Source organism: Novilysobacter longmucuonensis, assembly GCF_046600735.1.
Lineage (GTDB): Bacteria > Pseudomonadota > Gammaproteobacteria > Xanthomonadales > Xanthomonadaceae > Novilysobacter_A > Novilysobacter_A longmucuonensis.
Window position 1 is genome coordinate 27,871 of record NZ_JBJMAW010000004.1, and the last position, 20,802, is coordinate 48,672.

Annotated in this window: 14 protein-coding genes and 1 tRNA gene; 11 read left to right on the top strand and 4 right to left on the bottom strand. The window is 69.7% G+C overall.

What is annotated here, in order from left to right:
- Positions 1-45 precede the first annotated feature (45 nt).
- Positions 46-687, bottom strand: coding sequence for a 16S rRNA (guanine(966)-N(2))-methyltransferase RsmD (rsmD, locus tag ACJQWM_RS05695; RefSeq protein ID WP_332707179.1), 642 nt, complete (start codon positions 685-687; stop codon positions 46-48).
- Positions 688-764: 77 nt separating this feature from the next.
- Between rsmD and ftsY the strand changes: the two genes are divergently transcribed.
- The 4 genes from ftsY to ACJQWM_RS05715 all read left to right on the top strand — a co-directional run bounded on the left by ftsY (position 765) and on the right by ACJQWM_RS05715 (position 5,150).
- Complete coding sequence (gene ftsY / locus ACJQWM_RS05700) at positions 765-2,138, top strand: signal recognition particle-docking protein FtsY (protein WP_411306716.1); 1,374 nt, start codon at positions 765-767, stop codon at positions 2,136-2,138.
- A gap of 79 nt (positions 2,139-2,217) precedes the next feature.
- Positions 2,218-3,501, top strand: a complete 1,284-nt coding sequence (locus ACJQWM_RS05705; RefSeq protein ID WP_332703055.1) for an AsmA family protein — start codon at positions 2,218-2,220, stop codon at positions 3,499-3,501.
- A gap of 253 nt (positions 3,502-3,754) precedes the next feature.
- A complete protein-coding gene (gene mutY / locus ACJQWM_RS05710) occupies positions 3,755-4,840 on the top strand; it encodes an A/G-specific adenine glycosylase (RefSeq protein WP_332703057.1) in 1,086 nt (361 codons plus the stop codon).
- Positions 4,841-4,874: 34 nt separating this feature from the next.
- Positions 4,875-5,150, top strand: a complete 276-nt coding sequence (locus ACJQWM_RS05715; protein WP_332703059.1) for an oxidative damage protection protein — start codon at positions 4,875-4,877, stop codon at positions 5,148-5,150.
- On the opposite strand, the gene ACJQWM_RS05720 is transcribed toward ACJQWM_RS05715, so the two are convergent.
- Entirely contained in the window at positions 5,126-5,596 is a 471-nt protein-coding gene (locus ACJQWM_RS05720; protein ID WP_332703061.1) for a DUF6491 family protein, read from the bottom strand. The genes ACJQWM_RS05715 and ACJQWM_RS05720 overlap by 25 nt on opposite strands.
- Positions 5,597-5,763: 167 nt before the next feature.
- On the opposite strand from ACJQWM_RS05720, the gene ACJQWM_RS05725 reads away from it, so the two are divergent.
- The 4 genes from ACJQWM_RS05725 (at position 5,764) to ACJQWM_RS05740 (ending at position 11,643) form a co-directional block, all read left to right on the top strand.
- Positions 5,764-5,839, top strand: a tRNA-Phe gene (locus ACJQWM_RS05725).
- A 443-nt stretch (positions 5,840-6,282) separates the two neighbouring features.
- Positions 6,283-6,909, top strand: coding sequence for a translesion DNA synthesis-associated protein ImuA (gene imuA, locus ACJQWM_RS05730; RefSeq protein ID WP_332703063.1), 627 nt, complete (start codon positions 6,283-6,285; stop codon positions 6,907-6,909).
- A gap of 11 nt (positions 6,910-6,920) precedes the next feature.
- Positions 6,921-8,345, top strand: a complete 1,425-nt coding sequence (locus ACJQWM_RS05735) for a Y-family DNA polymerase (protein ID WP_332703065.1) — start codon at positions 6,921-6,923, stop codon at positions 8,343-8,345.
- 106 nt (positions 8,346-8,451) lie between these two features.
- Positions 8,452-11,643 (top strand): error-prone DNA polymerase, encoded by a 3,192-nt coding sequence (locus tag ACJQWM_RS05740; RefSeq protein ID WP_332703067.1) that lies wholly within the window; start codon positions 8,452-8,454, stop codon positions 11,641-11,643.
- Between the two features lie 62 nt (positions 11,644-11,705).
- On the opposite strand, the gene ACJQWM_RS05745 is transcribed toward ACJQWM_RS05740, so the two are convergent.
- Together ACJQWM_RS05745 and ACJQWM_RS05750 are read right to left on the bottom strand one after the other, a co-directional pair.
- Positions 11,706-12,362, bottom strand: coding sequence for a UdgX family uracil-DNA binding protein (locus tag ACJQWM_RS05745; RefSeq protein WP_332703069.1), 657 nt, complete (start codon positions 12,360-12,362; stop codon positions 11,706-11,708).
- 233 nt (positions 12,363-12,595) lie between these two features.
- Positions 12,596-15,145 carry a S8 family serine peptidase gene (locus tag ACJQWM_RS05750; RefSeq protein WP_332703071.1) on the bottom strand — a complete coding sequence of 850 codons (2,550 nt, stop codon included), beginning with the start codon at positions 15,143-15,145 and terminating at the stop codon, positions 12,596-12,598.
- Positions 15,146-15,438: 293 nt separating this feature from the next.
- Between ACJQWM_RS05750 and ACJQWM_RS05755 the strand changes: the two genes are divergently transcribed.
- The 3 genes from ACJQWM_RS05755 (at position 15,439) to ACJQWM_RS05765 (ending at position 20,793) form a co-directional block, all read left to right on the top strand.
- Positions 15,439-16,272, top strand: a complete 834-nt coding sequence (locus ACJQWM_RS05755; protein ID WP_332703073.1) for a DUF6689 family protein — start codon at positions 15,439-15,441, stop codon at positions 16,270-16,272.
- Positions 16,273-16,396: 124 nt separating this feature from the next.
- On the top strand, positions 16,397-17,365 hold the full coding sequence (locus ACJQWM_RS05760) for a GAF domain-containing protein (RefSeq protein WP_411306717.1): 969 nt from the start codon (positions 16,397-16,399) through the stop codon (positions 17,363-17,365).
- On the top strand, positions 17,362-20,793 hold the full coding sequence (locus ACJQWM_RS05765) for a protein kinase domain-containing protein (RefSeq protein ID WP_332703077.1): 3,432 nt from the start codon (positions 17,362-17,364) through the stop codon (positions 20,791-20,793). Before ACJQWM_RS05760 ends, ACJQWM_RS05765 begins: the two co-directional genes overlap by 4 nt.
- The last annotated feature ends 9 nt before the right edge of the window (positions 20,794-20,802 follow it).

A 20,802-nucleotide genomic window follows, 5' to 3' on the forward strand; every position in this document is an offset into this window, starting at 1 on the left:
TTCTGGACGAAGCCCAGGCCGGGACGGCTGCCCGCGGCGGTGGCATCACCCGCCAGAAGCATGCGGCGCCAGTGTATCAGCGGGGCCGCGGCATCGCCGATAGAGGGCATAGCGCACCTGGCGGGTGCGCCCCTCCCGGTGCAGCGTCCAATCGGCCGGCAGTACCGGCACCAGCTCGGGCGGCGCCTCGATGTACAACCAGGCCTCGCGTGCGAGTTTAGGCAGCACCCCCGCCAGCGCCGCATTCCACAGGCCATCGGCGAACGGCGGGTCGAGGAACGCGAGGTCGAACCCGGCATCGGGCTGCGAGGGCAGCCACGCCAGCGCATCGGCCTGGACGATGTGGGCCGCCTCGCCGCCGGGAAGCCGCGCAGCCAGCGCGCGCAAGGCCGTCGCCAGGGTGCGATCGCGTTCGAGCAGCACCGCGCTCGCGGCCCCGCGAGAAAGCGCCTCCAGCCCCAGCGCTCCACTGCCGGCGAACAGGTCCAGCACGCGCGCGCCCGGCAGCATCGGCATCAGCCAGTTGAACAAGGTCTCGCGCACGCGGTCGGCGGTGGGCCGCAGGCCGGGCGCAGCCGGCACGTCCAGCCGGGTACCGCGCCAGCGGCCACCGATCAGGCGTATGCGGCCGCTGCCAGCGGGTGCGACGACGCGCCCTGGCGAGCGGCTTGACGCGGGCTTTTTCATCGGAGGCTCGGGAGGGCCGGTGCTAGCATGTGTGCATTCTCGCGCATCCCCCTCCCGCGATCACAGACACCCCCTCGATGGCCAGTTTTTTCCGCAAAAAGAAGCCCGAAAAACCCACCTCGCGCTACAACATCGAGGAGCTGGCCGCGGCGTTCCCGACCGCGCGCCGCGACGAGCCGCCGGCGCCGACGCCGGAGCCAGAGCGGAAGCCGGAACAAACCGAACCCATGGCGCCGCCGCGCGAGGAGCAGGCGCACCGCGCGGCCGACGAGTCCACCGCGCGGGAGCCGGTCCCGGCCGAGGTGATCGCCGCCGCGCTGGAGACCCAACCGGTTGCCGCACCTCCACAGCCGCCCGCACCGCCCGTGGCGATGCCACCGCCCCCCGTCGCCCCGGCGCCGCCACCGCCCGCCGAACCGGAGGCAGCCCCGGCCGAACCCGCCGCACCCGCGGAGCCGCCGCCCCCGGCACCCGAACCCACGACCACCGAACCTGCCGCCCCGCCCGCCGCCACGCCCGGCAAGCCCGGCTGGCGCGAACGCATGCGGACCAGTGCCTTCGCCCGCAGCTTCGGCGGCCTGTTCTATGGCAATCCCAAGCTCGACGACGACCTGCTCGACCAGGTCGAAATTGCGCTGATCACCGCCGATGTCGGCGTCGCGGCGACCACCGAACTGGTCGAGAGCCTGCGCAAACGCATGAAATCGCGCGAATTCGCCGATGCCAACGCGCTGCTGCGGGCTTTGCGCGACCAGCTGCTGGCGCTGCTCAGGCCGGTCGCGGTGCCGCTGCAGATCGACGCCACCGCAAAACCCTTCGTGCTGTTGACCATCGGCGTCAACGGGGTCGGCAAGACCACCACCATCGGCAAGCTCGCGCGGCGCTTCAAGGACGAGAACCGCACGCTGATGCTCGCCGCCGGCGACACCTTCCGGGCCGCCGCGGTCGCGCAGCTGCAGGCCTGGGGCGATCGCAACGACGTGCCGGTGGTGGCGCAGGGGCAGAACACGCAAGGCAAGGGCGGCGATGCGGCCTCGGTCGCGTTCGATGCGCTGCAGGCGGCCAAGGCGCGTGGCACCCAGGTATTGATCGCCGACACCGCCGGGCGCCTGCACACCCAGGTCGGGCTGATGGCCGAACTGGGCAAGATCAAGCGCGTGCTGGCCAAGCTCGACCCCGCCGCCCCGCACGAGGTGCTGATGGTGATCGACGGCACCACCGGGCAGAACGCGCTGTCGCAGTTGCGCCAGTTCCATGCCGCGGTCGGCGTGACCGGGCTGGTGGTGACCAAGCTGGACGGCACCGCCAAGGGCGGCGTGGTGTTCGCGCTGGCGCGCGAGTTCGGCATCCCGATTCGCTATGCCGGCATCGGCGAGCGCCCGGAAGACCTGCGCGTGTTCGACGCCGAAGCCTTCGTCGATGCGCTGCTGCCGGAGACCCTGAGCGCATGAGCGCCGCTTTGAAATGCTTGCCCGCGTGAGTCGCGATGCGGCGCGCACGCGTGACGATTCCAAGCGGTAGCCTGCCCGGATGACCGAACCGCAACAGGCCCAGCGACCGCGATCGAATCGCAGGCGCAACGTATTGATCGCATTGCTGGTGCTGGCGCTTGCCGTGCTGCTGTCGCTGCGCTGGGTATCGCGGCCGGACCAGGTCGCCCGCCTCACGCTCGATCAGCTCGGCCAGGCGCTCGGCCTGGAAATCACCGCCAGCGGCACCAGTCAATACCGGCTGCGCGGCGCCCCGATGCTGGTGGTGCGCGACCTGGTCGTGCGCCAGCCCGGTGCTACAAAGCCGCTGCTCACCGCTCAACGCGCCTACCTGTCGCTGCCGTGGTCGACCATCCGCGCACGCGGCGCCGACCTGACTATCACCCGGATCGAACTCGACGCGCCGCAGCTCGACCTGCCCGCGCTACAGGCATGGCAGGCCACGCGCCCACCCTCGGAGGCGCGCGTGCCGACCCTGACCGACGGCCTGCAGGTGCTGCGCGGCCGGGTCATTGGCCCGGGCTGGTCGATCGAGGCCCTGGACCTGCAGCTGCCTTCGCTGCATCCGCAACGCCCGGTCGCTGCGCATCTCGCCGGGCGGTACGTGCGCGGGGACGAGGGCCACATCCGCGTGCCGTTCGACCTGCATGCCGCGCTAACGGCACCCGCGAACGCCGCGGGTCTCGGCGCGGTCGGCGCGGTCGGCGCGCTGACGGTGGAGACGCCGGGCTGGCGCTTGCCGATGCAGGCCCGATTGTCCGGGCGCGTGTACCGCAGCGAAGCGGGTTTCAGGCTGGAGCGCTTCGAGTTCGGCGCGCGGGCGCGGTATGTCGGCGGCGAAGTCGAGCTGCCGTTCGCCTTCGGCCTGGCCGGCGACCTCGGCTACCGCGGCGGCCGACTGGCGCTGGAGCCGCTGGCGCTGGACCTGCGCGGGCAAGGGCTGGTGCCACGGCTGGACGCCCGCGGCCGCTTCGCGCTCGCCGATGCGATGACCCTGCAGCTGGGCGGCACCCTCGCCCGCTGGCCCGAGGCGTGGCCGACCCTGCCGCCACCACTCGGACAGTCCGCCGCACCCTTGCCGTTCGAGCTGGGCTACCGGGGCGACAGCGATCTGTCGGGCACCACCTCCCTGCACCTGCAACGCGAGGCCACCCGCTTCGACGGCCGCTTCCACCTGCCCGAGGTGCTCGAATGGATGGACGCGACCATGGGCACGCCGCTGCCACCGCTGGACGGCACGTTGAGCACGCCGCGGCTGGAGATCGCCGGCGCGGTGCTGGAAGGCGTGGAGGTCGAGTTCGACGACGGCCCTGCCGCGCCATGACCTCCCGCGCCGCTTCATGCATCCGCACCCAAGCTTCCGCTTTTCGCAGGAGCGACGTGAGTCGCGACCTGTACTTCGCCGCGATCGGCCGGTCGCGACTCACGTCGCTCCTACAATGGAAAAGGCTCTTTCGCGACCGAACCAAAAGCTCGCGGCTGAAGCCGCTCCTACAGTGGTCGACCGGCGCTGAAACTCCCTCCTTTGAAAAAGGAGGGCCGGGGAGGATTTGCTCTTGCTTGCGGCCGGTGGCCCAATGATGCCGGACACCGCCAGCCCCACCAACAGCTTCGCCCCGCACCTGCTCAGCTGGTTCGACACCAGCGGCCGCCACGACCTGCCCTGGCAGCACCCGCGGACGCCCTACCGCGTATGGCTGTCGGAAATCATGCTGCAGCAGACCCAGGTCAGGACCGCCGCTCCCTACTTCGAGCGCTTCGTTGCGGCGCTGCCGACGCTGCAGGCCCTCGCCGCCGCGCCGCTCGATGACGTGCTCGCGCTGTGGTCCGGCCTGGGCTACTACGCCCGCGCCCGAAACCTGCACGCCGCGGCCAAGCGCTGCCTGGAGCTGCACGGCAGTGAGCTGCCGCGCGATCCCGATGCGCTGGTCGCCCTGCCCGGCATCGGCCGCAGCACCGCCGCGGCGATCCTGTCGCAGGCCTGGGGCGAGCGCTTCGCGATCCTCGACGGCAACGTCAAGCGGGTGCTCGCGCGCTACCACGGCATCGAAGGCTGGCCGGGACTGCCGGCGGTGGAAAAACAGCTCTGGGCACTCGCCGAGGCCCACGTGCAGAGTCCGCACCTGCCGCCCACGCGCATGGCCGATTACACCCAGGCGCAGATGGACCTGGGCGCGACGCTGTGCACACGCGCCGACCCGGCCTGCGTGCTGTGCCCGCTGCAGGACGAATGCATCGCGCGCATCGAAGGTCGCATCGCCGGACTGCCCACACCCAAGCCCGGCAAGACGATCCCGCAACGCCATGCGCAAGTGCTGTGGCTGGAGGATGCCGGCGGCCGCGTGCTGCTGCAGCGCCGCCCCCCAGCCGGTATCTGGGCTTCGTTGTGGACGCTGCCGCAAGCCGACGACCTGGAGGGCGCAAGAAGCTGGTTCGAAGCGCAGTCCGCCGCCGATTTCGATGCCGGCCGGTCGCTACCGCCGATCGCCCACGCCTTCAGCCACTACAAGCTCCAGCTGCAGCCGCTGCATTGGCGCGGCATCGCCCTGCGCGAGCACGTGCGCGACAATGACGATCTGCGCTGGGTGGCCCGCGACCAGCTCGCGAGCCTGGGCATCCCGGCGCCCATCCGCAAATTGATCGAACAGTTGACCCCAAGCTGATCGCCACCGCCGCCCCTGACCAAAGGCCACACCGATGCCGCGCACCGTCCATTGCCAATACGAGAACCGCCAGACCGAAGGCCTCGATTTCGTGCCCTGGCCGGGCGAGCTCGGCAAGCGCGTGTTCGCCGGCATCGGCAAGCAGGCCTGGGCCGCGTGGCTCGCCCACCAGACCATGCTGATCAACGAGAATCGGCTGTCGCCGATGAACCCCGAACACCGCAAGTTCCTGGAAGCCGAGATGCAAAAGTTCCTGTTCGGCGGCGACGCCGAAAAGCCCGCCGGTTACGTGCCGCCGCCGGCGTCCTGAGTCCGCTCGGCCATCTCCACCGACTCGCGCATCTCACGCTCGGCCTGCTTCAGCGCCGCCGCATCGATCGGGCGGATCTGCTCGATCCGGCACGGGATGCCGAACGAATCGCGATCAAGCACATCGACGCTGTCGAAACGCGCGTGTACGCGGCCGAATTGGTTGCTCACCGAAATCGCGCGCGCGTACTCCAGGTCCGGGCAACTGCCGAGCAGGTCCAGCAGGTAGCCTTGGTTGGGCCGCGTCCACACCGCCAGCGCACTATCGCCCAGAGGCGTCCAGCCGTTGATCCCGCCGAAATAGTGGAAGCTCTCCACCGGCGCGCCGGCGTTGGCCTCGTAAAGCGCAAGCCGCTGCGCATCGCGCAAATCCGGCCCGTTGGCGCAGGCCGCCAGCCCAAGCGACATCGCGATGGTCAGAAGCAGCGTAGGTACCGGGATTCTCATTGGGAACTCCTTGCCCCGGCCAGGGGCACGATGGATCGCCTGCATCTTGCACTCACGCACGCCTGCGCCAGGTGACCGCAATCCTGCCTCATTCAGCGCGCATGCGGCTTGCCAGTTCCGGGCCCCGCCCGTATCATCCCGCTCCTCGCACGGCCTCGCCGTGTCGTGGCCGGGTAGCTCAGTTGGTAGAGCAGGGGATTGAAAATCCCCGTGTCGGGGGTTCGATTCCCTCCCCGGCCACCATGATCAAACGCAAGCCCCGCAAAGCTCCAGTCTTTGCGGGGTTTTTCGTATGCGCCATTGAACTCAATGCTGCCCAGCAACCCCTTAGAACCGTAGGCTGGGCTGACAAAAGTCCAGCTTCTGTCGGTCGCGTCGATAGTGCCATAGCGCTGGGCTTGGCAGTCCAAACCTACGTTGCACTGGCGGCCTGGTCGCTATGCATGAGACGCGGGCCCGCCAAAGTGCGGTGACCGCCTCCGGCTCCCGACCTGCATGAACTTCCTCCGCCAAGCCGTTGATAGTGATGGCTCAATTTTATGCGGCGAATTCGTTAGTAAAATTACCAACATGTTCCCGCAACGTGCCCGTCGTGCCTGCCTCCCGTTCCGGGGGGACGGACCTGCTCCAGCCCGCCGCCTCGGCCCTGCCATGGCGTGGATCGGCACGACGGGAAGGCCCGGCTGATGGGAAATGTCGTCGCCCTCGACAGCCTGCTCGATGCACGCCGGATCTGGCGTGGGCAGCCGGCTGCGCGTGCGCCTTCGAAGCAGTCGACCGGGCTTGCGGCACTGGATGCGGCGCTGCCCAGCGGCGGCTGGCCGGAGGCGGCGTTGACCGAGTTGTTGTTGCCGGCCGATGGCGTGGGCGAGTTGCGGTTGCTGTGGCCGACGCTGGCGCGGTTGTCGCAAGCCGACGGCGTGGTCGCGCTGATCGCGCCGCCGTACCTGCCGTATGCCGCGGCCTGGGCGCAGGCGGGGCTGCGCATGGATCGCCTGCAGGTCGTGCGAGCCGACGCGCGTGATGCCTTGTGGGCGGCCGAGCAATGCCTGCGTTCGGCGGTGTGCGGGGCGGTGCTGTGCTGGCCGCAACAGGCCAACGACCGCAGCCTGCGGCGGCTGCAGGTCGCCGCGGAAACCGGGCAATGCCTGGGCTTCGCGCTGCGGCCGTTGAAGGCCGCGGCCAATCCGTCGCCGGCGGCGCTGCGCATCGCGATCGATGCCGAGCCGGCGCAGTTGCGCGTGCTCAAGTGTCGCGGCGGCAATCCGCCATCGCGGCCCATTGCGTTCGCCCCCTCCCTGCTTGGGCCCTGAGGCCGACCGCGATGCTCTGGGCCTGCATCCTGTTGCCACAACTCGCGCTCGATGGCGCGTTGCGTCGCCACCCCGATCCCGACGCGCCATTGGCGCTGGTGACCGGACCGGCGCAGCGGCGCGTGCTGCGCGCGGTCACCGCCGCGGCCAAGGCCGCCGGCTTGCGTGCGGGCCAGTCGCTGGGTGCGGCGCAGGCGCTGTGCAGCCGGTTTGCGGCGGTCGAATACGACCCGGCCGAGGTCGAACGCTGGCACGACTTCCTCGCCGCCTGGGCGTATCGCTACAGCTCGCTGGTCAGCCGCACGATGCCGTCGACGCTGGTGCTGGAGGTCGGCGCGAGTTTCAAGCTGTTCGGGCCATGGCCGCGGCTGGAAGCGCAACTGCGCGCCGAACTTGCCGAGCTCGGCTTCCGCCATCGCATCGTGTTGGCGCCCAATCCCTACGCGGCGCGGGTGCTGGCCAATGCGCACGATGGGCTGGCGGTCACCGACCCGGCCCCGATGCAGCATGCGCTCGGCCATCTGCCGGTCGAACGCAGCGGGCTGGCGCCGGAGGTCGCGACAAGCCTGCGCCGCATGGGGCTGCGCAAGTTGCGCCAGGTATTCGCATTGCCGCGCGCGGCGCTGACCAGGCGCGTGGGCGTGGAGGCGCTCAAACATCTAGACCGGCTGCGTGGCGAGCTGTCGACGCCGCTGCAGTATTACCAGCCGCCCGATTCGTTCCAGTCGCGCATCGAGCTCAATTTCGATGTCGAATCCAGCCAGGCGCTGCTGTTCCCGCTGCGGCGCCTGACCGGCGATCTGGCCGCGTTCCTGGCCGGCCGCGATGGCGGCGTGCAGCGCTTCACGCTGGTGCTGGAGCACGAGCGCTGCGCCGATACCGAAGTCACGATCGGCCTGCTCGCGCCCGAGCGCGATCCTTCGATGTTGTTCGAACTCGCCCGCGGCCGACTCGAACAGGCGCGCGTGCCGGCGCCGGTGCGCGGGGTGCAACTGATCGCGCACGAGTTGCCGGCGTTCGTGCCGGCCGGTCGCGACCTGTTCGACGCGCGCCCGCAGCAAGCGGTGCCATGGGAGCAATTACGTGAGCGCCTGCGCGCGCGGCTCGGCGACGACGCGGTGCACGGCCTGGCGGTGCGTGCCGACCATCGGCCCGAACGTGCCTGGCAGACCGCCAGTGAATCGCGTCATCCGGTCCAACCGCCGCCCCTGCCCCGCCCCGGCTGGCTGCTGCCAAAACCGGTGCCGCTGCGCGACCACCGCCTGCGCGTGCTAACCGGGCCGGAGCGCATCGAGACCGGCTGGTGGGACCTTGAGGTGCGTCGCGATTATTACCTGGTCGAAACCAGCCTCGGTCAGCGCGCGTGGGCGTTCCGGCCGGCCGGCGATCGTGCCGATGCGGCTGGCGGTTTCATGCTGCATGGGTGGTTCGCATGAGCGCTGCTTCCGTAGGGTGGGCACGCTTTTGGTGCCCACCACCGCCGGTGCCGGTGCCGGTGGGCACACAAAACGTGCCCACCCTACGTGCGGTCGCGGGATCGCCATGAGTGACCTGCCCGTCTACGCCGAGCTGCACTGCCTGTCGGCCTTCAGTTTCCAACGCGGGGCTTCGATCGCGCCGGAGTTGTTCGAGCGCGCAAAACAACTCGGCTACAGCGCGCTCGCGATCACCGATGAAGGGTCACTGGCCGGCATCGTGCGTGCGCTGGAAGCGTCGCGAAAGTTCGACCTGAAGCTGATCGTCGGCAGCGAGGTGCAGATCTTCGACGGGCCGAAGCTGGTGCTGCTGGCCGAAACCCGGCCCGGTTACACCACGCTGTGCCAGCTGCTGACGCGCGCGCGCCGGCGCGCGCCGAAAGGCCAGTACCGCCTGCTGCGCGAGGACTTCGCCGGCACGGACGGGCTGCTCGCGCTGTGGGTTCCCGGCTTGATGCCCGACGAAGCCGAAGCAACGTGGACCAGGACGGCTTTTCCGCAACGCACGTGGCTGGCGGTCGAGCTGCACCGCGGGCCGGACGACGAAGCCCGCATCGCGCAACTGCGCGGGATCGGTGCGCGCCTGCAACTGCCGCTGGTCGCCGCCGGCGACGTGCACATGCACGTGCGCGGGCGCCGCGCCTTGCAGGACACCATGACAGCGATCCGCCACAAGACCACGGTCGCGCGGGCCGGCCATCGCCTGTTCCCGAACGGCGAGCGCCACCTGCGCGCACGCCGCGCGCTCGCCGCGATCTATCCCGCCGACCTGCTCGCCGAAACGGTGCGCATCGCCGAGCGCTGCACGTTCAAGCTCGACCAGCTGCAATACGAGTACCCGCACGAACTGGTGCCGGCCGGCCACGATCCAGCCAGTTGGCTGCGGCAGTTGGTCGAGCAAGGCGCACGCTGGCGCTGGCCTGCGGGCATCGGGCAGAGAGCCCATGAGCTGATCGAGCACGAGCTGGCCCTGGTCGCCCACAAGAGGTACGAGTCCTACTTCCTGACCGTGCATGACATCGTGCGTTTTGCACGCTCCCAGAACATCCTCTGCCAAGGCCGCGGCTCGGCTGCCAATTCGGTCATCTGCTACGTACTTGGCGTCACCGAGATCGACCCGGTGCGCATGAACATGCTGTTTGAGCGGTTCATCTCGAAGGAACGCGACGAGCCGCCTGACATCGACATCGACTTCGAGCACGAGCGCCGCGAGGAAGTACTGCAGTACGTGTTCAATCGCTACGGTCGCGAACGCGCGGCACTGACCGCGGTCGCGCCCGTGTATCGCGGGCGCGGCGCCGTGCGCGATGTCGGCCGCGCGCTGGGTCTGCCGCAGGACATGATCGGCGAGTTGTCCAGCACGCTGGACCGCTGGAGCGGCGATACGTTGATCGGCGAACACCTGCGCGAGCGCGGCTACGATCCGGGCTCGCCACTGCTGCGCCAGGTGATCACGCTGGCAGCGCAGCTGATCGGTTTCCCGCGTCATCTCTCGCAGCATCCCGGCGGATTCGTGATCTCCGAGCATCCGCTGCACACCTTGGTGCCGGTGGAAAACGCGGCGATGGACGACCGTACCGTGATCCAGTGGGACAAGGACGACCTCGACGTGCTCGGCCTGCTCAAGGTCGACTGCCTCGCGCTGGGCATGCTGACCGCGGTACGCAAGACGCTGGACCTGCTGCGCGATTCAGGCCGTCGCGACATGTCGCTCGGCGATATCCCCGCCGAGGATCGGCAGACCTACGGGATGATCAGCCGCGCCGACACCGTCGGCGTATTCCAGATCGAGTCGCGGGCGCAGATGGCGATGCTGCCGCGGATGCGGCCGAAAACCTTCTACGACCTGGTGATCCAGGTCGCGATCGTGCGGCCCGGACCGATCCAGGGCGACATGGTGCATCCCTACCTGCAGCGCCGGAACGGGCTGGAGCCGGTCCACTATCCATCGGACAAACTCAAATCGGTATTGCAGCGCACCCTCGGCATCCCGCTGTTCCAGGAACAGGTGATGCAGATCGCGATGGTCGCGGCCGACTTCACCGCGGGCGAAGCCGACCAGTTGCGGCGTTCGATGGCGGCCTGGAAGCGCCACGGCGGGCTGGAGCCGCATCGCCAGAGGCTGTTGGACGGCATGCTACGCAACGGCTACAGCCGCGAGTACGCCGAGCGCATCTTCGAGCAGATCAAGGGCTTCGGCAGCTACGGATTTCCCGAGTCGCACGCGGCCAGCTTCGCGTTGATCGCATATACGAGTTCGTGGTTGAAATGCCACGAGCCGGCAGCGTTCGCGTGTGCGCTTATCAACTCGTGGCCGATGGGGTTCTATTCGCCCGACCAGTTGCTGCAGGATGCGCGCCGGCATGGCGTTCGTACCTTGCCGCTGGATGTGCGTTACAGCGGGTGGGATTGCAGTCTTGAAGAAGATCAACATCCTTTAGGAGCGGCTTCAGCCACAATCGGAAATCGGCGCATGCGAACCGACTCTCCATCGCGGCTGAAGCCGCTCCTACAGGAAACGGCACGGGAGAATTCCCTGCGTCCACAACCGGCCATCCGCCTCGGCCTGCGTTTGATCCGTGGCCTGCCCGAGGATGCCGCGCGGCGTATCGAGCGCGCGCGCGCGCAGCGGCCGTTCGAGGATGTCGCCGGCCTGTGCGCACGCGCCGATCTGGATCGCCGCGCGCAGTCGGTGCTGGCCGATGCCGGCGCCTTGCGCGGTCTGGTCGGGCACCGGCATCGCGCGCGCTGGGCGATCACCGGCGTCGAGCCGCAACTGCCGCTATTTGCTACTGCACCGGCGGCGAAGGAGACCGAAAACATCGTGCTGCCGCTGCCGAGTGCGGACGAGGACATGCGCGCGGACTACGCGATGACCGGCACCACGCTGGGCCGGCATCCGTTGTCGTTCCTGCGCAAGGCGCTCAGCGCGCGCCGCTACCGGCGCTCGGCCGAACTGGCCGCGCTGCCGCACGGCCGCCATGTGCGCGTGGCCGGTCTCGTGACGCTGCGGCAGAAGCCGCAGACCGCGAGCGGGGTGATCTTCCTGACCCTGGAGGACGAGGACGGCATGACCAACGTGGTGATCTGGCGCGATCTGGCCGAGCGTCAGCGCCGGGTGCTGCTGGAGTCGCGCCTGCTGGCGGTCGAGGGCCGGCTGGAGTGCCAGCACGGAGTAATGCATCTGATTGCGAAGCGCCTGGACAACCTCACGCCGCTGCTCGGGACGCTGGAGACGCGGTCGCGGGATTTTCATTGAGCAGCTCGTGCAGGAGCGACGTGAGTCGCGATCTGGCGCTCCATGGAGGTACGAATCGCGAATTACGTCGCTTCTACAAACCCCGCCACCGCACGCAGGTCTCTGACGAGTTCCCCATACGCCTGCTCGCGGCGCCGCTTCTCCGGCATCCGCAGCACCGCCGAGGGGTGCCAGCTTGCGATGCCGCGGGTGGCCTGCCCAAGTTCGCGCCACTGCCCGCGCTCGCGGGTGATGCGGAAGGCGTTGCCGAACATCGTCTGGGCGGCCATCGCACCCAGGCCGACCACCACGCGCGGATGCACGCGCAGCAGCTCGGCGGCCAACCACATCCGGCACGCGGCCTGCTCGGCGGCGTTGGCGCGCTTGTGCAGTTTGGCCTCGCCACGCAGCTCGTACTTGAAATGCTTGACGGTGTTGGTGACATACAGCGCCGACCGCGGCAGGCCGGCTTCCTCCAGCGCGCGGTCCAGCAGCCCGCCGGAAGGGCCGACGAACGGCAGGCCCTGGAGGTCCTCCTGCAACCCGGGCTGCTCACCCACCAGCATCACCGGCGCATCCTCCGGACCGACCCCGAACACGGTCTGAGAGCCATGGCGCCACAGCGGACAGGCGCGACACTCGCGCGCCTTGCGCCGCAGCGTGCGCACCGTGCCGGCGGGGATCTGATCGACCGGCTTGGCTAGCGGGATCTGCGGGTTTTCGGCATTGGCGGACGGCATCAGGCATCACGACGGCAACGAACCTGGAGCCGAAGCTAGAAGCGGTGAATGTGCCGGCAAAGGCGGCGGCGGATCGCCATTCGATTTTGTAGGAGCGGCTTCAGCCGCGATCGCCAATTGGGTCGCCCGACAACTCGGGATCGCGGCTGAAGCCGCTCCTACAACCAACAGGACCAAAAAAGGCCCGGGATAACCCGGGCCACAGGGATGAAACAGCAGGGACTTGCTTGCCGTCAGTCTTCCGCGCTCTGGTAGTGCGTCATGTAGCGGCCGGCGGCGACCGCATATGCCGCGCGGGTCACGCTCTTGGCCGGGTCGAAGTAGGCCTGCAGCGTCGGCTCCAGGTCGAACGGCCCCTGGGTCAGCGCGAAACGGGCGTTGATCAGGCCCAGGTCGAGCGCCAGCTGCACGTAGCCGCGCAGGCTGGCAGGGATCGACGATGCATCCTCGACCGGGATGCGCTGGCCCATGTAGAACGCGGTGAGTTCGCCGTCGAACGCCAGCGCCTCGTCCTGCAGCGCCAGGCTCTGCACCAGCGAATAGGCCAGGCTGAGCCGGCTGACGCTGTCGTTGGGACGGAACGCACCATTGGACAGCCCCATCACGCCAGCCTGCGACTGGCTCAGGTCGCGCAGCGCGCCGCCGGTGGCGACCGCCGATTCGGCAAACGGATACGCTGCATCGCCGGTGTCCAGGTCGGTGAAGCTCGGCTGCCGGTCCAGCGGCAGGTGCTGGCGGACGCTGGCGCCCATCACCAGATACTGCGCGAGTTCACTGCGCTTGAGCTTGGCGTCGGGACGGAACTGACGGTCGGAGTGGCCATCGACCAGACGGTTGGCCACGGCGTATTCGATCGCCTGGCGCGCCGGATGATCGGCGACATCGTTCATGCCGGTGTAGCCGCCGCTGTTGATGAAGCCGACCTCGCCCTCGACCGTGCCCGGCAGTCCGTAACCGTTGGTGACATCCAACGGGTCCACCGCGGTGCCCGATACCGAGCCGATGCCGCGCACGGTGATCCGCCAGGTGCCGGCCTTGCCCGGCGCGCCGGTGGTGACGGTGCTGCCGAGCAGCGGCAGCGAGATCGCCGAGCCGTAGCGCACCCCGTCCGGGTCGGTCAGCACCAGCGCCAGCGTGTTGTCGCCGATGCGCGCGCGCGCGCTGACGAAGGCAACTTCCGGACCGACCTCGAACGCCTGCTCCTCGACCGTGCCGACCGGTGCGAAGTCGATCGAGAACGGTACCGGGTCCCCGCCCGGTGCCAGCACCGCGTTGGCGTTGAACTCGCGCAATGCGTTGACCGTCGCGCCGAAATCGCTGCGCAGGTCGGCCGCTTCGGCCACCGCCGCGTAGGCGTTGAGATGGCCGACGCCGGCCTCCCACGGCAGGCGGCCGGTCATGTTGGTCGCGGTGCGCTCGATGATGTCCTTGACCTGGGCGGCATTGAGGTTGGGGTTGGCCTCCAGCATCAGCGCGACCACGCCTGCCACGTGCGGCGTCGCCATCGAGGTGCCGCTGGAGTGGGTGTAGAACGGCAGGTGCGCCGGATCCAGGTTGGCTTCGTCCTGCTCGGCCGACAGCGGCGGCAGCGCGCCCGTCACGGTGCGGGTGGAGACGATGTCGACACCGGTGGCGACCACGGTCGGCTCGTTGATGTAGGTCCACTCGCGCCCGTCCGGCATGGTGAAGCTGCCGGTTTCGCCGCGATTTCCGCGCGATGAGAAGCCGGTCAGCACGCCATCCTTCTCGCCGGCGCCGACCGAAATCACCCAAGGGGCCTGCGCGTATGGGTTGTGGGTGTCCTCGCCCGGGCCGGAATTGCCGGCGGCGAACACGCTGACGATGCCGCGCTTGTACAGCTCGTAGCTGGCGATGTTGACCGGATTGAGTGGGTCGAATGACCCCGAGGTGCCCCACGAATTGCTGGTCACGCGGATCGGACTGTCGAAACTGAACTGGTTGGTCGCGGCGTAGTCCAGCCCGCCCACCGCATCGAGGATGAACAGCACCGCACCGGAGCCATACCCGACCAGGTCCGCGCCCGGCGCGACGCCGCGGTACAGGCCGTTGGATCGCTCGCCGGTGCCGCCGACGGTGCCGGCGCAATGGGTGCCGTGGCCGGAGCCCAGGTCGGTGTTGATCTGGTCCTCCAGATAGGTGATCGGCACGATATTAGCGCCGGCGATGTCGTTGGCGATCTCGGCCAGGATGTTCTGCGGCGCCAGCACGTTCTGCACCACGTGTTCGCCGAACTTCAGGTCTTCGTGGCTGGCGTCGATGCCCGAGTCGTTGACCATCACCGACACGCCGGCACCGCTGAACGGGATCGCGCGGTTGAAGTCGCCCGGGTTGGCCACGGTGCGCGCGGCGCCGGAGATCTCGCGCTGCTCCTTGTTGAAGTAGCGCAGCGGCGCGTTGTAGTAGATCGACGCCACGCCGTCCCGCGCCGCCAACGCCCGGATTTCGTCCGGCGTGGCGATGGCGCCGGCGATCGGCAGCGTGCGCATCACCACGCCCTTGTCGATGCCCAGCGCATTCAGCTCGGCCACCTGGCCGGCGCTGACTGGCTCGGACTGGGCGTAGCTGACCACCACGTGCAGCTCGTCGGTCGGCGATGCGGCGCTCATGCGCGACAGCAGCTGCGGATCGAGCTGCGCGTCGGCCAGGGCCACTCCGCTGGCGAGCAGGCCGGCGGCGAGCGCGCAGACGCGGAACGTCCTGCGGTGGACGGCGGACCTGCAGGCAGGCGTGCGGGAAGATCTGAATGATGGGGACGTGGGCATGGGGGCTCCGTGAATGCGCCGCAGGACTGGGGCGTGTTCACTGTTGTCGCAGCAAGCGGCACGCTTCCACATCGGGGAATGCCTTCACCCCGGATGGGGGAAACCCCCCAGAAGCCCACACAGCCTCGCGATCGTGACGCGGGCGTCACATCGGGTCCGCCTTACTGGCACGTGACCCATGAGTGAAACCCCTACAGACGCGGCAGGCCTGGTTGGCTAGGCTGCGCTGTGCAACCTTGCGATCGTTCCGTCGGCCTCGTGTCGAGCGCCGCGGCGTCGCCACCGGAGGAAAGATGAAAAAGCTCCTTTTGACGTCGAAACTGCTGGTCGCCGCTGTTCTGCTGTTCGCCGCGGGCAGTGTCGCTGCCCAATCGCTGCCAGTGCAGGTCGAGGCCAGCGGCAACACGGCCACGCTACGCGTCGGCGCGCCGAACCTCTCTTTGGCCGACGTGACCCTGACCTTCGACGATGCGAGCGGCCTGAGCCCGGCGAGCCTGGGCGCCAGCGCGCAACTGGTCGATCTCAGCGATCCCGTCCTGCTCTCGCGCCTGCCCGAGCTGGCCCAGCTCGACTCGGCCCTGCCGCTGTTGATCACGGTCGAGCCGCCGGCGACGGACGGCCTGAGCTTCAACCGCACCGTGCGGGTCGAGGTGCACACCCACGCGCTGACCTACACCGCCGGCAGCTCGTACCGCCTGTTCAAGGCGCAGCTCGGCGGACCATTCCGCGACATCACCGACGAGATCGCACCTGGCAGCGTGCGCTCCCGCGGCACCACCGACGGGTTCTCCGAGTTCCTGGTGCTGGCCGACGTGCGTGCTTCCGATACGGTGATCGCGCAGAAGTTCGACTGGCTGCGTGCGCATGTCGCTAAGTTGCCGGCGGAGCAGGCAGCCGCTTTTTCCGACTCGATCGATGCGGCCGAGGCCGCCGTGGCCAGCGGCAACTACGCCAACGCCATCGCCGCGCTCGACACCATCGGCGCAGAGGCTTCGGCACAGGCCGGCGAGAGCCTGAGCCAGCAATGGAGCGCCTCTGGCGAGACCCACAACCATGCCGGCGGAATCATGGCCGGCGCGGCCACGCTCAAGTTCAGCATCGCCTACCTGCGCGACTACGGGCGCTAAGCCGACGCCATCGGCGGGTGTCCCCACCAGCCTACGTGACCGCACCCGAACGCAGCCGCGCTAAGATGCGGGGATGCAGGCGCGACTAATCGCCTATCCACCCGATAGTGCAGCGGCCATCCGGTTGATCCAACCCGATGGCACGCTGCACATCGGCCGTGCGCGTGGTGGCGATGCCGATCACGGCGAGCCTGGGGGCCTTTCCGAAGAGCCTTCCCGCGGTTCTCTCATTGAGCTGGGCGCTGCCGCCACACCGGCTCTGCGCGGGGTCGATCAGCTCGTCCTGGACCATCCTTCGGTATCGCGCAGGCACGCCGAGTTGCACGCCGAAGGCAGCGGCTGGCGGCTGCTCGACTGCGGCAGCAAGAACGGCAGCTACGTCGACGGCATCGCGGTCAGCGACGCCAGGCTGCAGCAGGCGTGCTGGTTGCGCTTCGGCGATGTCTACTGCGAGTTCACCCCGCTCAGCGAAGCCGAGGCCGAAGCCAGCTCGCGCGATCGGGATGACCGTCGCGCCATGGCCACCGCGCACACCATGCGCATCGAGCAGATGACCAAGCTGGGCGATCTGCTCGACGCCAGCCTGCGCGCGGTGCTGGAGCTGACCCAGTGCGAACGCGGTTTCGTATTGATCGACCAGGGCGAAGGCCTGGTCGTGCGCGCCAGCCTGTCGCTGGAGCCGCTCGCGCTGGTCACCCGCGCCTTTTCCGGCAGCGTCGGTGCAGTGCGGCGTGCGTTGCGGCAGCGTGCGCCGGTGGTCGCCAACGAGGTTCGCAGCGAGGCCTGGCTGGCGGCACGCGATTCGGTAGTCTCGGCCGGCCTGAGTTCGCTGGTGTGCCTGCCGCTGCTGGATGGCGAGCGCGTACTCGGTGCTATCTACGCCGACCGCGTGGGCGATGGCCCGGCGATCAGCACGCTCGACTTGGAGCTGCTGGAAGCATTCGCCGAGAACGCCGCGGTCTGGATCGCCGCGCGCCGCGCCAGCGAACTGCTGGATGCGCAGCGTGCCGATGCCCCACCGGACGAGCAGCAATTGGCGGACGAGCGCGACTGGCGACGCATCGTCGCCGCCCATACCGGGGAGATCGAATGACCGGCGCAGCTGGGCCGGCTCCGCCGCGCGGCGATGCCACCGCAACCGGCCTCTACGCGCAGATCGACCTCCCCCCCGGCGCCGTGCTCGCCGGACGTTTCCGGATCGAGTCGATGCTCGGTATCGGCGGCATGGGCGTGGTCTACCGCGCCACCGACCTCACCCTTGGCATCCCGGTCGCGCTGAAGCTGCTGCGACCGGAGCTGGCGCAGCGCGCCGGCGCCTTCGAGCGTTTTCGCGACGAATTGCTGCTGGCGCGGCAGGTGTCCAGCCCGCACGTGGTCCGCATCCACGACCTGATCCAGCACAGCGACAGCGTGCCCGGCCAGAGCCAAGCCGGCCAGAGCCGCGCGGACCACCAGCAGCACGCCATGGATCCTGCGCCGCCACGCTGGCTGATCAGCATGGACTTCGTGGACGGCACCTCGCTGGATCATCGGCTCGATCGCGAGGGCGCCTTCGCGATCGAGGACGCGCTGAAGCTGACCCGCCAGCTCGCCGAGGGCCTGGCCGCCGCCCACGCGAAGGGCGTGGTGCACCGCGACCTCAAGCCGGCCAATGTGCTGCTGGACGGGGAAGGCAACGGTTACATCAGCGATTTCGGCGTGGCCCGTTCACTCGCCAGCAGCGGCTTGACCCAGTCCGGCGTCGTGATCGGTACGCCCGACTACCTGTCGCCGGAGCAGGCGCGCGGCGACAGCGTGGACGCACGCAGCGATCTGTACGCGCTCGGCCTGATCCTCTACGAGATGCTGGTCGGCAAGCCGCCGTTCGCCGGTGGCACGATGACCGAGGTACTGGCGCAGCGCATGCTGCAGACACCGCCACCGGTGACCCGGCACCGCCCGGACGTGCCGGTATGGGTCGCGCGGCTGCTCGACCGGCTGCTGCGGCCGCAGCCGGCGCATCGCTTTCAGCACGCGCGCGATGTCGTCAGCGCGATCGACAAGCGCGAGGTGCCGCGCGACCTGCGTCCCTCACGCCGGGCCTGGTGGGGCCTGGCCGCCACGCTGGTGCTGGCCGTGGGTATCGGCAGCTGGTGGCTGCAACGCGGCCCAGCGCCGCTCGTCGCCGCATCGCCGCCGCTGCAACGGCTGCTGGTGCTGCCGATCGAACATGCTGACCCGCCCGCTTCCGCCGAATTGGCCCCGCAGCTGGCCGGGCTGGGCCAGCACCTGCGCAGTGCGCTGGCGGCGGTGCCCGGCTTTGCCGTGGTCGACCGCGAACGTACCCAGCAAGCGCTGCGCCAACTGGATCCGACCGGCGCCGGCCGGCCCGATGTCGCCAACCTGCGCAGCGTGGCCGCGGCGCAGCGCGTGCTGCAGCCGCAGCTGCAGTCGGAGAACGGCGACTGGCGCATCCACGCCCGCCTGCACGCTGCCGACGCGCCGGCGCAGATCATCGATGGGCCGCCCGCGCCGGATCCGGCAGCGGCACTGGCCGGGTGGATCCGGCAGCCCGGGACGGCACGTGCGCTTGGTCTGGAGGACGCCGCACTCGAGCTCGGCCTTCCGGCTTCGAGCGAAGCGCTGGGCTCCTACGGCGCCGGCCTGCTGTTGCTGCAACGCGGCGAGCTGGCCGCCGCGCTCGCGCGTTTCCGCGCCGCCACCGACGCAGCCCCGGCCTACGCCGACGCATGGCTGACCCAGGCCGACACTGCACTGGCGATCGGCGAGCTGGACACCGCGTTCGATGCCATCGACCGCGGCCAACGCGCCGCTGCCGACGCGCCGGCTCGCCTGCGCCGCCGCTTTGCGGCCCAGCGTGCCCTGCTCGATGGCGATCCGTCCGCCGCGGCCGCGCAGTGGCGTGCGTTGCTGGCGACCACGCCCGACGACACCCTGGCCGAGCTGCAGCTGGCCCGGGCACAGGGCGCCGCTGGCGACTTCACCGCCGCAGTCCAGGGACTGGAGACCCTGACCCAGCGAGATGCCAACGACCCACGCGCGTGGTTCGAACTCGGCAAGTTCACCCTGCTCAGCGGCGACGCGCAGCGCGCTGTGGACGACTACCTCGTGCGCGCGCTGGTGCTGTACAAGCGCAGCCGCAGCACCTTCGGCGAGGCCGAGACAGTCAACGCGCTCGGCATCGGCTACGGCCGCCTGGGCCAGACCTCCGACGCGGCCGAGCAGTACCGCAAAGCGGTCGAGCTGCGGCGCGCGGTCGGCAACCGGCGCGGGGTCGCGACCAGCCTGCGCAACCTGGCCAGCGTGCAATCGCTGACCGGGCGTTTCGACCAGGCCGCCGAGAATCTCGAGCAGGCGCGCGTGCTGTACACCGAACTTGGCGACCGCGAGGGACTGGCCGCGATCGAGAACGAGATCGGCCTGCTCGCCGAGGAGCGCGGCGACTACCCCGGCGCGCTGGAGGCATTCCGCCGCGCACTGCAGATCTGGCGGCAGGCCGGCGATGCGCACGACGCCGCGCAGGCGCTCAACAACATCGGCTTCGCGCATTACCAACTGGGTGCCTACAACGATGCGCAGGTGTACTGGCAGCAGGCCGCCGACGCCTACCAGGAACTCGGATCGCAGACCGGGCAGATCCGCACCGAGCAGAACCTCGGCCTGCTGGCCAGCGCGCGTGGGCAGTGGGACGAGGCCCGGCGCCGCCTGGAGCAGTCACTGGCGCGCGCCGAGCAGCAGCAGATGCCCGAGGAGGCGGCGGTCAGCCGGCGCAACCTGGCCGAGATGGAACTGCTGCGGGGCGATGTCGCCGCGACGCTGGCGCAGGCCGAGCGCGCCGAGGCGCTATTCCGCCAGCGCGAGGACCAGCGTGGCATCGTCGACACCTCGCTGCTGCGCGCGCGGGCGTTCCTGGCGGCGCATGCGGATGCCGAAGCCCGCGAAGTGCTCGAAGCCCTGCAGCCGATCCTGCCGCAGGCGGCGATCGAGCAGCGCGCGATCGCGCAGCTGCTGCAGGCCGAACTGGCCGCGCGGGCCGGGCGCTCCACGCAGGCGGCAGATGCGCTGCGGCAGGCGCGCCAATGGGCGGCCGCCTCCGGCGTGCGCCACCTGCAATTGCAGATCGCCCTGCGCCAGGCGCAGGCAGGCAGCGCCGGCGACCTCGCCGCCCTCGACACCGCGACCGCTTCGCTCGGCCACGCCGCACTGCGCCTGGGCTGGCTGGAACTGGCGATGCAGCGCGCACTGGCACGCGATGACGCCGCAGCCGCGCTGAGCGCCTATCGCGAGGCCTCCTCGCTACTGCGCAACGGCGACTTCCAGCGCGCCGCGGAACTGCATCGGCTCGGCGCGCGCGCCCGCCGCGCGCAAGGTGACGCGGCCGCCGCGCAACGCGCCGACTCGCTGGCGCGCGAGGCGCAGGCGCGCTTCCGCGAGGCCTTGCCAGAGTCCCTGCGGCCGCAGTTCGACCGCGCCCAGGACATCCCCGCCGCCGCGGCCGCAGGTGCAAGCGCGCCGCAATGACCGACAAGG